At 60.3% G+C, this 13,045-nt stretch carries 10 protein-coding genes; 7 read left to right on the plus strand and 3 right to left on the minus strand.

Annotation, left to right across the window (positions count from 1 at the left end):
* Window positions 1-31 precede the first annotated feature (31 nt).
* The gene (locus PspR32_RS19850; RefSeq protein ID WP_036996626.1) at window positions 32-1,384 is read right to left on the minus strand and encodes a spinster family MFS transporter; all 1,353 of its coding nucleotides are present in this window, start codon (window positions 1,382-1,384) and stop codon (window positions 32-34) included.
* 278 nt (window positions 1,385-1,662) lie between these two features.
* Here PspR32_RS19850 and PspR32_RS19855 point away from each other — a divergent pair, with 278 nt between their 5' ends.
* Entirely contained in the window at window positions 1,663-3,939 is a 2,277-nt protein-coding gene (locus tag PspR32_RS19855) for a putative bifunctional diguanylate cyclase/phosphodiesterase (RefSeq protein ID WP_010221096.1), read from the plus strand.
* Here PspR32_RS19855 and PspR32_RS19860 read toward each other — a convergent pair.
* Complete coding sequence (locus tag PspR32_RS19860) at window positions 3,839-4,726, minus strand: NAD(P)-dependent oxidoreductase (RefSeq protein WP_159389062.1); 888 nt, start codon at window positions 4,724-4,726, stop codon at window positions 3,839-3,841. The two genes, PspR32_RS19855 and PspR32_RS19860, sit on opposite strands and share 101 nt — an antisense overlap.
* 201 nt (window positions 4,727-4,927) lie before the next feature.
* On the opposite strand from PspR32_RS19860, the gene PspR32_RS19865 reads away from it, so the two are divergent.
* On the plus strand, window positions 4,928-7,108 hold the full coding sequence (locus PspR32_RS19865) for a hypothetical protein (protein ID WP_010221094.1): 2,181 nt from the start codon (window positions 4,928-4,930) through the stop codon (window positions 7,106-7,108).
* A 179-nt stretch (window positions 7,109-7,287) separates the two neighbouring features.
* On the opposite strand, the gene PspR32_RS19870 is transcribed toward PspR32_RS19865, so the two are convergent.
* Window positions 7,288-7,593: a DUF2288 domain-containing protein gene (locus PspR32_RS19870; protein ID WP_010221093.1), complete on the minus strand. Its 306-nt coding sequence runs from the start codon at window positions 7,591-7,593 to the stop codon at window positions 7,288-7,290.
* Window positions 7,594-7,955: 362 nt separating this feature from the next.
* On the opposite strand from PspR32_RS19870, the gene PspR32_RS19875 reads away from it, so the two are divergent.
* The 5 genes from PspR32_RS19875 to PspR32_RS19895 all read left to right on the plus strand — a co-directional run bounded on the left by PspR32_RS19875 (window position 7,956) and on the right by PspR32_RS19895 (window position 12,953).
* The gene (locus tag PspR32_RS19875; RefSeq protein ID WP_010221092.1) at window positions 7,956-9,083 is read left to right on the plus strand and encodes a branched-chain amino acid ABC transporter substrate-binding protein; all 1,128 of its coding nucleotides are present in this window, start codon (window positions 7,956-7,958) and stop codon (window positions 9,081-9,083) included.
* 227 nt (window positions 9,084-9,310) lie between these two features.
* Window positions 9,311-10,234, plus strand: coding sequence for a high-affinity branched-chain amino acid ABC transporter permease LivH (livH, locus tag PspR32_RS19880; RefSeq protein WP_010221091.1), 924 nt, complete (start codon window positions 9,311-9,313; stop codon window positions 10,232-10,234).
* On the plus strand, window positions 10,231-11,487 hold the full coding sequence (locus tag PspR32_RS19885) for a high-affinity branched-chain amino acid ABC transporter permease LivM (protein ID WP_100782847.1): 1,257 nt from the start codon (window positions 10,231-10,233) through the stop codon (window positions 11,485-11,487). The genes livH and PspR32_RS19885 overlap by 4 nt, the downstream gene beginning before the upstream one ends.
* Window positions 11,484-12,251, plus strand: a complete 768-nt coding sequence (livG, locus tag PspR32_RS19890; protein WP_010221089.1) for a high-affinity branched-chain amino acid ABC transporter ATP-binding protein LivG — start codon at window positions 11,484-11,486, stop codon at window positions 12,249-12,251. The genes PspR32_RS19885 and livG overlap by 4 nt, the downstream gene beginning before the upstream one ends.
* Entirely contained in the window at window positions 12,252-12,953 is a 702-nt protein-coding gene (locus PspR32_RS19895) for an ABC transporter ATP-binding protein (protein WP_010221088.1), read from the plus strand.
* Window positions 12,954-13,045 lie beyond the last annotated feature (92 nt).

A 13,045-nucleotide genomic window follows, 5' to 3' on the forward strand; every position in this document is an offset into this window, starting at 1 on the left:
TGGGGGCCAGCCTTGCTGGCGATGAGGCCCCTCAGGCCTGCGCAAGTTTGCCCGCGCCCCCCTCACTGTCTGCCAGCATCCCTTCCCTCATCCTCTGCGCATCGCGGCTAAAGCACCGCGAGGCCAGCAGCAGGAACACCAGCGTCAGCATCAACGCCACCGGTATCAGGTACATTGCCCCATGCAGGCCTTCAGCCTTGAATGCCTCGCTCATCTGCACCTGCCCCGCCGCCTGCATCGCCGCCACGGCAAAATGGTCCGACAGCGCACCGACCACCACCGGCCCCAGGCCGCCGCCCAGCAGATAAAGCCCGGCAAAGAACAACGCCATCGCCGTCGCTCGCAGACGCGGCTGCACCACATCCTGAATCGCGGTGTAGACGCAGGTATAGAAGTTGTAGGCAAACAACCAGCCGACGCCGAACACAGCCACGAACACACCGATCTCGATCCGCCCGGCATGCAGCGCCCAGGCGGTGGCCAGGGTTGCAATCAGCATGCTCAAGGCGCCAAACAATAAGCGCCCATTGGCAAAGCGCTGGTGCAGCTTGTCGGCAATCCAGCCGCCAAGGGTCAAGCCCACCAAGCCGGTCAAGCCGACGATCACCCCGGTGGCCACCGCTGCCTGCTGCAGCGACAACAGGAAGTAACGCTGCAACATCGGCACCATGAACGAGTTGCACGCGTAGGTGGCGAAATTGAAGGTCAGGCCGGCCAGCACCAACCAGCAGAAGGTCGGCACACTCAGGACCCGGCGCAACGGCCGGTCCAGCGGCGCCTGGGAAATCGCCACCGGCTCCGCCGCCCCGCGCGCCGGTTCGCGAATCATGAACATGAACAGCGCCAGCAACAGCCCTGGCACCGCCGCGATGAAGAACGGCGCCCGCCAGCTGTCGAACGCCTGGACCATGGCGCCGATGCTAAAGAACGCCAGCAACAACCCCAACGGCAGCCCGAGCATGAAGATGCCCATGGCCCGCGCCCGCCGTTCAGCGGGGAACAGGTCGCCAATCAGCGAGTTGGCAGCTGGCGCATAACTGGCTTCACCAATGCCCACGCCCATGCGCACCAGCAAAAAACTCCAGAAACTGCCGACCATGCCGTTGACCGCCGTCAGCCCGCTCCAGGCCATCAGCCCCCAGCCCATCAACTTGCTGCGTGAGCCGTTATCGGCCAAGCGCCCCAACGGCAATCCGGCAATCGCATACACCAGGGTGAACGCCGTCCCGATCAAGCCGATCTGAAAATCGCTCAAATGCCATTCCAGGCGGATCGGCTCGATGATGATGGCGGGAATGGTGCGGTCGAAGAAGTTGAACAGGTTGGCCAGAAACAACAGAAACAGGATTCGCCAGGCGTTCGCCGCTTGAGTGGAGCTCTGCATCGATCAGTCCCTCGTTATTATTGTTCGGGGCTTTCCAGTACGCCGAGCTGAATCTAGAGGGCCCTCGACGATCTGTCTGCCATCATTGACCGCACTGATACCGGGTAATTGTAAGCATTTGCAGTTTTAGAACCCGGCGCTATTGCCTCAATGACCAAATCGTAGGAGTCAATGTGCCATTAATCAGGATGGACTAATGCCGAGTTCCTATACTCCTGCAGAACGGTCTCCGAGCAGGCTATTGGGGGACGAGTGCACACTCGACTAAGAGGGATGCTATGGAGTGGCTGGGGCTAGAAATGCTCGCCGAACTTCCGGCAACCGGAAAGATCCTTCTCGATTGCAGGCATAACCCCTACCTGGTGCTGCTTGCATTCCTGATCGCCTGTGCCGGCAGCTTTGCCACCCTCGACATGGCCGAGCGCCTGAGCCACGTTGAGTTGCCCGCGGCTCAGCGGCGGTGGCGCCTGCTCGGTGCCTGCTGCCTGGCCGGCGGCATCTGGGCCATGCACTTCGTCAGCCTGCTGGCCCTGCAAACACCACTGGAAGTGCACTATGACGTCGCCCTGACCGGCGCTTCGCTGCTGATCATGCTGCTGGCCGGCTGGATGGCCATGAATACCCTGGGCCGCCAGGAGCTGCTGCCGCGCCATTACCTGCAAGCGGCGGTGTGCTTCGGCCTGGGGATTATCGCCATGCATTACGCCGGCATGGCGGCTATGCGCTCCAGCGCCCAGCAGTTCTATCGTCCCGACCTGTTTGCCGCTTCCGTTGCCGCGGCCATCGCCACCAGCCTCGCGGCACTGCTGTTCGCCCGCTATTTGCGCAATGGCAGCGGCAGCCTCTATCAATTGATGAAGTACGGCGCCAGCGTGCTGATGGCTGCAGGCATTGTCGGCACCCATTTATTGGGGATGGCGGCATTGACCCTGGTGATCGCCCCCGATACCCCGCTGTCGCTGCCAGTCAGCGACAATAGCCTGCAACTGAGCCTGACCATTGCCTTCATTACCTTGCTGATCAGCGCCAGCAGCATCAGCGCCGCACTGTCGGACAAGAAGCTGCAAAGCAAGGAACACGACCTGCGCCGGGTCAACGTGCTGCTCAGCCAGCTCGACCAGGCCCGAGTCTCCCTGCAGCAGGCCGCCCATTACGATGCCCTGACCAACCTGGTCAACCGTCGTGGCTTCAATCAGGTATTCGCCGAGCGCCTGGCCGAACAAACGGCCAATGACGGCATGCTGGCGGTGATGTTTCTCGACATCGACCATTTCAAGCGCATCAATGACAGCCTCGGCCACGACGCTGGCGACGAGTTGCTCAAGGTGATTGCCGCGCATATCAAGATTGCCACCCGCAGCCAGGACGTGGTCGCCCGGTTTGGTGGCGATGAGTTCTGCATCCTTACTGCCCTGCACAGCCGCGACGAAGCCCGACACCTGGCCCAGCGCATCATGCAGAAGATGAAGGAACCGATCGACCTGGCCGGGCGGCGCATGGTGATGACCACCAGCATCGGTATCAGTGTGTTCCCCGACGACGGCCGTACCTGCGAAGAGCTGCTGAAAAACGCCGACCTGGCCCTGTACCAATCCAAGGGCTGCGGGCGCAACAACCTGAACTTCTTCAATAGCAACCTGAAAACCCGCGCCACCCTCGAACTGCAACTGGAAGAGGAACTGCGTATTGCCCTGCTGGAAGAGCATGGCCTGCGCATTCACTATCAGCCGATTTTCGACCTGCATAGCGGTCAGGTTGCCAAGCTCGAAGCGCTGGTGCGCTGGCAACATCCACAGCACGGCCTGCTCAGCCCGGACCGCTTTATCGGTATTGCCGAAGCCAATGGCCTGATCGCCGAACTTGATCTGTGGGTGCTGCGCCATGCCTGCGCAGACCTGGCTCAGCTCATCCGCCACGGGTATGACGGGCTCAAGGTGACAGTCAACTGCTCGGCCTTGACCCTGGCCCGTGAAGAGCTGGGCCGTGAAATCGAGGATGCCCTGCGCCAGGCCGGGATCTCGGCGCGCCAGCTGGAACTGGAAGTCACCGAAAACGCGCTGATGGGCAACATTCACAACACCATCGCCCTGCTCAAGGGCATTCGCGCCCAGGGCGTATCGCTGTCAATCGATGACTTTGGCACTGGCTACTCGTCACTGGCCTACCTCAAGCGCCTGCCGCTGGACACGCTGAAGATCGATCGCTCGTTCATCCAGGAAGTGCCACGTTGCCGACCGGACATGGAAATCGTCCAGGCAATCATCGTCATGGCTCACACCCTGCACCTGCAGGTGATCACCGAAGGCGTCGAAAGCGTCGAGCAGTACCAGTTCCTCGCCCAGCAAGGCTGCGACTTCGTCCAGGGTTACCTGCTCAGCCGGCCAGTGCCGCTGGGCGAACTGCGGCCGATCCTTGGCGAGCTCAACCAGCGCCATCAGCAGAGGCAGAGCAGCTTCAATCCTTATGCCGGTACAGATCAATCAGCGTCGCCGGATCTTTTTGCAGATAGCCCTGACTACCATGCAAGCGCATCAATTGGGCGGCCAGGCCGCTGATCGGCGTCGCCGAAGCCTGTTCGCGGGAGAATTTCACCGCACTATCGAGGTCCTTGAGCAAGGTGCGCACGTGCCACTTGACCGGCTCGAAGCGGCTTTCGGCCATTTGCGGGGCGAGTATCTGCAGCGGCTTTGAATCAGCAAAACCACCGGCCAGCGCTTCGGCGATCAGGCTGGCATCGACTCCCGATTGCTCGGCCAGCGCCACCACCTCGGCAATCACCAGCGCGTTGCAGGCAACGATCATCTGGTTGCAAGCCTTGGTCACCTGCCCTGCCCCTACCGGCCCCATGTGCGTGACCCGCTGACCGAGGGTCAGCAGCACCGGGCGTACCCGCTCAAGGTCTGGCGCCGCGCCACCGGCCATGATCGCCAGGGTGCCGGCTTCGGCGCCCGGGGTGCCGCCGGAAACCGGAGTATCGAGCCAGCTCATACCGGTCTTCGCTGCCAGCTCGCGGGCCATCTCGCGGGTGGCTGTCGGTTCGAGGCTGGAGAAATCCACCAGCAACTGGCCGGCCTTGCCGCCCTCGACGATGCCCTGTTCGCCAAACACCACCTCGCGCACCACCGCCGTGTCGGCCAGGCACAGCATCAACACATCGGCGTGCTGGCACAGCTCGGCCGGGGTCGCCACCTGGCGGGCACCGGCCTTCACCAGTTCGGCGTATTTGTCCGCTGAGCGGTTCCACACCGTCAGCGGATAACCCGCCGCCAACAGCCGCCGACACATCGGCAAGCCCATCAGACCGATACCGGCAAACCCCAACGAAGGACGTGCAGTGCTCATGTACAGCTCCAGACAGATTAAAGAAGTTGACTGATCGGACGATTCAGTTTGCAGGCGTGGCAAGGAAAACTCCTACAAAGGCCTAGGGTTAACCCCTATCGCTCACGCCAAATGCGCACTGATACAGTCGCGAACCTCATCCAGTGATGGCTCTATGCTACCTACTAGAACAGCCACCCACCCCCAGGCAAATGGCGCAAAATGACCTCCAAGACTACTTCTGCCAACGCGGTTTCCGAGCTGACTTCATCCACTCCCGCGTACAGCGCTCCCGGCTCGAGTTACTACAGCCCGCGGGCGCTTAACCCGCAGCAGTACCTGTATTTCACCGAAACCGATATCCAGCGCATCCTCGACAACCTCGACGGCCTGCGCGATCTGGTGTTCCCGCCCAGCGTGCACGTCGAAGACGACGCCCAGTTGCGCCTGGACCAGCAGTTCCCTTCGGTGTGCCTGATTGGCCTGGGCCGCTGTGGCTCGAACATCGCCCTGGATGTCGCAGAACTTGTATACAACGCCAGGACCTTCTACCTCAACGAATTCAACAACGAAGACCGCGCGGGCAACGAACCGAACTACAGCCCGGCACGCTGGATTCGCAACAACCTGCGCCTGGTGCAGAACAAGGGCACCAAACCGGTATTCCTGGTAGAGCCATTGGTCATGCTCGGTGACCTGGACAAGGACATCGCCGGGCGCATCCGCTTCTCGCGCAAGGGCGAGAAGAGCGGCTTTATCCGCGATTACAGCAAGATGAAGATCATGGACCTCTCGGAAGTCCATGCCGGGGGTGCCGGTAACGCGCCGATTCTCGGCCAGTACCTGGCCAAGATCATCCTCAACAAGGAAACCCACCGTTTTTCCAGCGCCGACTGGAAGCTGATCCACTCGTACCTGATTGACTCCTGCGGGATCAAGGCCAACCAGTCGCGTTTGTACTTCTACATCTTCAGCGCCGGCGGTGGTACCGGCTCGGGGATGGCATCGGAGTTCGGCCTGGCCCAGCAATACTCGTACATGAACAAGACCTTCGATACCAAGCCGGCCGACGAGAACGACGGCAAGAGCGGCCATTCGTTTGTCTTCGAGCCGATCTTCACCAGCGGCATCTGCGTGCTGCCGAACATTTCCGATCACCGCAGTGAAATGTCCGAAGCCCTGCACATCAACGCTGGCCGGCTGCTGTGTAAGTACCTGTCAGAGGAATGGGATTTCTCTTACAACTTCGACAATGAAGACAGCAGCGAAGCCAGCGTCATGGGCCGTATCCGCCCGTGGAACGCCATGATGCTGATCTCCAACGACATCATGCGTTACGCCGAAGAGAACGATGACGGCAACATCCAGAACATCGACGTCAATGCCATGGAGAAGCACGCCAACCAGTACATCTCCCAGCAGATCTTCAACATCCTCACCGCCCAGGCGGTGACCACCGACTACGACCAGAACTACTTCCGTCGCGCCGGCATCGACATTGGCGAAACCATCCGCCTGGATGCCAACGACCTGTTCATGAGCCTGGCCGGCCCCGTGGCCATCGCCTATGCCGAATCGGTGGTACCGGAACAGCCGTCGCCAAGTTCGGACAAATTCAAAGTGTTCGAGAAAGAACAGCCACGGTTGAACATCGACGACCTGTTCTTCCGCTCCATCGACCTGCCGCACTTCAACAAAGTGACCCAGGCGATCGAAGGCATCAGCCTGTTGCCGATCGAGTCCCGGCGCTACCGCGCTGCCCTCGAGCAGTACCAGGCCTCCGGCTATGACGCGGCAGCGCTGCACGACCTGCACTTCTTCAAGAACTGTTCGTCGGTGGTGTCGATCGTGTCGCTGCCCAAGGACTACAAGCTGTCGTACATGGACCTGAACCGGCTCAAGACGCACCTCAACAGCCTGTTCCCCAACACCACGCTCAAGCGCTACGCGCTGGTCATCGGCGCCTCGGCCAACCTCTCGCTGACCACTCTGATCGCCAAGAGCCCGTGCCTGTCGGACGACTTCCTGACCCTGATCGTGGCCTTCATCAAGCGTTGCTTCGCGCGTAATCCGTACCGTTTCGACGACACCCTGGACAACGCCATCCTCGAGTTCATCACCAGCGAGGCCTTCGACGAAGACCGCATCGACGACCTGCTCAACGAGTTCGAAAACCCGGCGAAGATTCTCGATACCAACTGGTATGCGATCAAACCGATGTACGAGAAGAAGTACCGCGAGCTGATCAACGACAAGAGCAAGTTCGTCTCGATCAATGACATCCGGCTGTCACGCGAATGCGTGAAGAAAGCGGTGAAGTACCTGCGGGAGATTTACCGTCACCGTATCGGCAAGACCCGGGTGATCTCGTTGAACAGCCACACCGGCAAAGTGGATTACTGATTGAAATCATCGCGGGGCAAGCCCGCTCCTACATTTGTAGGAGCGGGCTTGCCCCGCGATCAGACTGTTACCGCACTCTCTCGGCACACTCAACTGTTACCAACAGCCACCCCGGCTGAACAGTCCCGAGCACCAAAACCTTCTCGCTGTGCATTTTCACGCACCATTTTGGCGCGCGATCAGCCGTTGGTCTTTTCCTGAATCACGATAAACGGCGAAACCACCACTGCCCAGATCTCTGGATCGCGGCTCTGAAGGTCTAGCGCCTGCTCTGTAGTGACCGCGCCGACAGTGCCAGCATTACGCCATGCAGCAAAGGTTTCGCTACGGTTTTCGGCCATTGCCTGCGCAACTTCGATCAGGTCCAGGCTCGGGTCGACCCAAATCAGGTCACCCTTGGCCCAAAAACGCTCCAGCGCTTTCCACTCGATTGTTGCTGTCTCGCCGAGCAATTTGGCATAGAGGGTGCTTGGTTGATCAGTCATGGGTTCCTACCAGAAATAATTCGACCGCAATAAAGGTCGGTATTTTTGCAGAAAAACCCAGTTTCAAAATAAGTAATTGATCGACAAGGTGGTAAATGCCCGGACTCGGCCAGTGAAACAGGCAAAGCAGTGGCGCGTTTATGTAACTTTCTGTCGATTAGGCGACACCCCTGGTTTTTGCCCCAGCGGGCCTGCTTTTCAAGCGACAAAGCAGCGCTCTACACTGTACCGGTACAGTTGCCAGGGCCAATCCGGGGGTTATCCGGGTCCGTGACGAGGCGTGGCCTCCCACGGAACCTGATCCGGTCCTCAAGCTCTGGCCGCCAGGACTATAAAAATTACAACAGAATGAGTGGAGCACTATGAGTAAGGCTACTAAGCAGATTTCCAAGCTGTTTGCCGCAATGGTTCTGGCCGGGGTTGCCAGCCATTCGTTTGCAGCCGATACCATCAAGATCGGCATCGCCGGCCCGAAAACCGGTCCGGTCACTCAGTACGGCGACATGCAGTTCGTTGGCGCCAAACAAGCCATCAAGGACATCAACGCCAAGGGCGGCGTCGACGGCAAGATGCTTGAAGCCAAGGAATACGACGACGCGTGCGACCCTAAACAGGCCGTGGCAGTCGCCAACAAAGTGGTCAACGATGGCGTCAAGTTCGTGATCGGCCACCTGTGCTCCAGCTCCACCCAACCCGCTTCCGACATTTACGAAGACGAAGGCGTGATCATGATTACCCCGGCTGCCACCAGCCCGGAAATCACCGCTCGCGGCTACAAGCTGGTCTTCCGCACCATCGGCCTGGACAGCGCCCAGGGCCCTGCCGCTGGCAACTACATCGCCGACCACGTCAAGCCGAAAGTGGTTGCCGTGCTGCACGACAAGCAGCAATACGGTGAAGGCATCGCCACCGCGGTCAAGCAGACCCTGGAAGGCAAAGGCACCAAGGTTGCCGTGTTCGAAGGCCTGAACGCCGGTGACAAGGACTTCTCCTCGATCATCCAGAAGCTCAAGCAAGCCAACGTCGACTTCGTCTACTACGGCGGCTACCACCCAGAGCTGGGCCTAATCCTGCGCCAAGCCCAGGAAAAAGGCCTGAAAGCCAAGTTCATGGGCCCGGAAGGTGTCGGTAACGACTCCATCTCGCAAATCGCCCAGAACGCCTCCGAAGGCCTGCTGGTCACCCTGCCCAAGTCCTTCGACGCCGACCCTGCGAACAAGGCCATCGTTGACGCCATCAAGGCCGACGGCAAAGACCCTAGCGGCCCGTTCGTGTTCCCGGCCTACTCGGCTGTCACGCTGATCGCCGAAGGCATCAAGGCCGCCAAGTCCGAAGACTCCGACAAGGTGGCTGCGGCCATCCACGCCGGTACCTTCAAGACCCCGACCGGCGACCTGTCGTACGACGCCAAGGGCGACCTGAAAGACTTCAAATTCGTGGTCTACGAATGGCATTTCGGCAAACCTAAAACCGAAGTTTCTCCTCAGTAATCCCGTCTGACTATATGACTACAAGCCCACTGTGCGAGCAGTGGGCTTTGTTTTACGAGGTTCATGGGCCTGATTCCCGCGATCCGGGAGCAGGTTCACCTGAAAATCTTAAAACCGTCACCAGCGGTTCGCTGGCAGTTGCCTGTGCCGAAGTGGCCAAGACCACAAGACCGGGCCGGGGGCATCCCCACCAGTGAAATGCGTATCAGGTTTTTAGGAGCGCTGTAATGCCTGAGATCTATCACTTCTTCCAACAGCTGGTTAATGGTCTGACCATTGGCAGCACCTATGCCTTGATAGCCATTGGCTACACAATGGTTTACGGCATCATTGGAATGATCAACTTCGCCCATGGCGAGGTCTATATGATCGGTTCCTACGTGGCCTTCATCGCCCTTGCCGGGCTTGCCATGATGGGTATCGATTCACTGCCGCTGCTGATGACCGCCGCGTTCATCGCGACGATCGTCGTTACCAGTGCCTATGGCTACAGTATCGAACGGGTCGCCTACCGTCCGTTGCGTAACAGCAACCGGTTGATCCCGCTGATTTCTGCCATCGGCATGTCGATTTTCCTGCAAAACACCGTATTGCTATCCCAGGACTCCAAGGACAAGTCCATCCCCAACCTGATCCCTGGGAGTATCTCCTTCGGCCCGGGCGGCGCAGAGGAAGTGCTGATCTCCTACATGCAGATCCTGGTTTTCATCGTCACCCTGGTGGCCATGACCGGTTTGACCCTGTTCATCTCCCGCTCGCGTCTGGGCCGGGCCTGCCGGGCCTGTGCCGAAGACATCAAGATGGCCAACCTGTTGGGTATCAATACCAACAACATCATCGCCCTGACCTTCGTCATCGGTGCCGCCCTGGCGGCGGTGGCGGCCGTGCTGCTGAGCATGCAGTACGGGGTGATCAACCCCAACGCCGGTTTCCTGGTGGGCCTGAAGGCCTTTACCGCGGCGGTATTAGGCGGCATCGGCAGCATTCCGGGCGCCATGCTCGGCGGGCTGGTGCTGGGGGTGGCTGAAGCCTTTGGCGCCGATATCTTCGGTGACCAGTACAAGGACGTTGTGGCGTTCGGCCTTTTGGTTCTGGTGCTGTTGTTCCGTCCGACCGGCATTCTCGGCCGTCCGGAGGTTGAAAAAGTATGAACAGACATCTCAAATCGGCGTTTTTCAGCGCCTTGCTGGTCTGGGCCGTGGCCTTCCCGGTACTTGGCCTGAAACTCAGCATTGTCGGCATCAACCTGGAAGTGCACGGCCAAGGGCCACTGACCCTGTCGATCATCGCCGCCTGCTCGGTGCTGATGTTCCTGCGCGTGCTGTTCGACAAGCAGTGGAGCGGCCTGATGAAGTCAGCGCCCAAGGGCCCGCTGGTATCGCCCAAGGTCAGCCACTTCCTGACCCTGCCGCGGACCCAGCGCTACATCATCCTCGGCCTGATCGCCGTGGCCCTGGTGTGGCCGTTCTTCGGCTCGCGCGGCGCGGTCGACATCGCCACCCTGATCCTGATCTACGTGTTGCTGGGCCTGGGCCTGAACATCGTGGTCGGCCTGGCTGGCCTGCTTGACCTGGGTTATGTCGGCTTCTACGCCGTCGGCGCCTACAGCTACGCCCTGCTGTCGCACTACTACGGCCTGAGCTTCTGGATCTGCCTGCCGATCGCCGGCCTGATGTCGGCGACCTTCGGCTTCCTGCTCGGTTTCCCGGTGTTGCGCTTGCGCGGTGACTACCTGGCCATCGTGACCCTGGGCTTCGGTGAGATCATCCGCCTGTTCCTGCGTAACCTCACCGGCCTGACCGGTGGTCCCAACGGGATCAGCAACATCGAGAAACCGACCTTCTTCGGCCTGACCTTCGAACGCAAGGCCGCCGAGGGCATGCAGACCTTCCACGAGTTCTTCGGCCTGCAGTACAACTCGATCAACAAGGTGATCTTCCTCTACCTGGTGGCACTGCTGCTGGCGTTGCTGGCGCTGTTCGTGATCAACCGGCTGCTGCGCATGCCGATCGGTCGCGCCTGGGAAGCCCTGCGTGAAGACGAGATCGCCTGCCGCGCACTGGGCCTGAACCCTACCGTGATCAAGCTTTCGGCGTTCACCCTGGGTGCCTGCTTCGCCGGGTTCGCCGGCAGTTTCTTCGCCGCCCGCCAGGGCCTGGTGACACCGGAGTCGTTCACCTTCATCGAGTCGGCCATCATCCTGGCCATCGTCGTGCTCGGCGGCATGGGCTCGCAACTGGGCGTGATCCTCGCGGCCGTTGTGATGATCCTGCTGCCGGAACTGATGCGTGACTTCAGCGAATACCGCATGTTGATGTTCGGTGCGCTGATGGTGTTGATGATGATCTGGCGTCCGCAAGGCCTGCTGCCTATGCAACGTCCACATATGGAGCTGCGTCGATGAGCCGCGAAATTCTGCAAGTCAGCGGCCTGAGCATGCGCTTCGGCGGCTTGTTGGCGGTCAATGGCGTGGCCCTGACCGTCAAGGAAAAACAGGTGGTGGCGTTGATCGGCCCGAACGGCGCCGGCAAGACCACGGTGTTCAACTGCCTGACCGGTTTCTACAAGCCGAGCGCCGGCAGCATCCTGCTCGACGGCCAGCCGATCCAGGGCCTGGCCGGCCATCAGATCGCCCGCAAGGGTGTGGTGCGGACCTTCCAGAACGTGCGTCTGTTCAAAGAGATGACCGCCCTGGAGAACCTGCTGATCGCCCAGCACCGGCACCTGAACACCAACTTTTTTTCCGGCCTGCTGAAGACCCCGGGGTTTCGCCGCAGCGAGCGCGAAGCCATGGACTTCGCCCAGTTCTGGCTGGACAAGGTCAACCTCACCGAGTTCGCCAACCGTACTGCCGGCACCCTGGCCTATGGTCAGCAACGGCGCCTGGAAATCGCCCGCTGCATGATGACCCGCCCGCGGATCCTGATGCTCGACGAACCGGCGGCGGGCCTGAACCCGAAGGAGACCGAAGACCTCAAGGCGCTGATCAGCGTGTTGCGTGAGGAGCACAACGTCACCGTGCTGCTGATCGAACACGACATGAAGCTGGTGATGAGCATCTCCGACCACATCGTGGTGATCAACCAGGGCACGCCCCTGGCCGACGGTACGCCGGAACAGATCCGCGACAACCCTGAAGTGATCAAAGCCTACCTGGGGGAAGCGTAAATGCTGCAGTTCGAAAACGTTTCCACCTTCTACGGCAAGATCCAGGCCTTGCACAGCGTCAACGTCGAGATCCGCCAGGGCGAGATCGTCACCCTGATCGGCGCCAACGGTGCCGGCAAGTCGACCCTGCTGATGACCCTCTGCGGCTCGCCGCAGGCCCACAGCGGCAGTATCCGCTACCTGGGCGAAGAGCTGGTCGGCCAGTCGTCCTCGCACATCATGCGCAAGAGCATCGCCGTGGTCCCTGAGGGCCGCCGCGTGTTCGCCCGCCTGACCGTGGAGGAGAACCTGGCCATGGGCGGCTTCTTCACCAGCAAGGGCGATTACCAGGAGCAGATGGACAAGGTCCTGCAACTGTTCCCGCGCCTGAAGGAGCGCTTCAGCCAGCGTGGCGGCACCATGTCCGGCGGCGAACAGCAGATGCTCGCCATTGGCCGTGCACTGATGAGCAAGCCCAAGCTGCTATTGCTCGACGAGCCATCGTTGGGCTTGGCGCCGATCATCATCCAGCAGATCTTCGACATCATCGAGCAGCTACGCCGCGATGGCGTGACGGTGTTCCTGGTCGAACAGAACGCCAACCAGGCGCTGAAAGTCGCTGACCGTGCCTATGTGCTGGAAAACGGCCGGGTGGTGATGGAAGGTACCGGTGAAGCGTTGCTGACCGACCCGAAGGTTCGCGACGCCTACCTGGGCGGTTGATCGCCAAAGTTGCATGCTCCAACTGGAAAAAGGCCTTCGGGCCTTTTTTCTTGCCCGCTGTAACGCCTCCACGGCAAGGGACTCTAGTGCTG

This window comes from Pseudomonas sp. R32 (assembly GCF_009866705.1).
Taxonomy (GTDB): domain Bacteria; phylum Pseudomonadota; class Gammaproteobacteria; order Pseudomonadales; family Pseudomonadaceae; genus Aquipseudomonas; species Aquipseudomonas donghuensis.

Excerpts from the sequence above, each read along its gene's own strand:
- PspR32_RS19895 (WP_010221088.1), top strand. The coding sequence starts at position 12,252 with ATGCTGCAGTTCGAAAACGTTTCCACCTTCTACGGCAAGATCCAGGCC.
- PspR32_RS19870 (WP_010221093.1), bottom strand. The coding sequence starts at position 7,593 with ATGACTGATCAACCAAGCACCCTCTATGCCAAATTGCTCGGCGAGACA.
- livH (WP_010221091.1), top strand. The coding sequence starts at position 9,311 with ATGCCTGAGATCTATCACTTCTTCCAACAGCTGGTTAATGGTCTGACC.
- PspR32_RS19855 (WP_010221096.1), top strand. The coding sequence starts at position 1,663 with ATGGAGTGGCTGGGGCTAGAAATGCTCGCCGAACTTCCGGCAACCGGA.
- PspR32_RS19885 (WP_100782847.1), top strand. The coding sequence starts at position 10,231 with ATGAACAGACATCTCAAATCGGCGTTTTTCAGCGCCTTGCTGGTCTGG.
- PspR32_RS19860 (WP_159389062.1), bottom strand. The coding sequence starts at position 4,726 with ATGAGCACTGCACGTCCTTCGTTGGGGTTTGCCGGTATCGGTCTGATG.
- PspR32_RS19850 (WP_036996626.1), bottom strand. The coding sequence starts at position 1,384 with ATGCAGAGCTCCACTCAAGCGGCGAACGCCTGGCGAATCCTGTTTCTG.
- livG (WP_010221089.1), top strand. The coding sequence starts at position 11,484 with ATGAGCCGCGAAATTCTGCAAGTCAGCGGCCTGAGCATGCGCTTCGGC.
- PspR32_RS19865 (WP_010221094.1), top strand. The coding sequence starts at position 4,928 with ATGACCTCCAAGACTACTTCTGCCAACGCGGTTTCCGAGCTGACTTCA.
- PspR32_RS19875 (WP_010221092.1), top strand. The coding sequence starts at position 7,956 with ATGAGTAAGGCTACTAAGCAGATTTCCAAGCTGTTTGCCGCAATGGTT.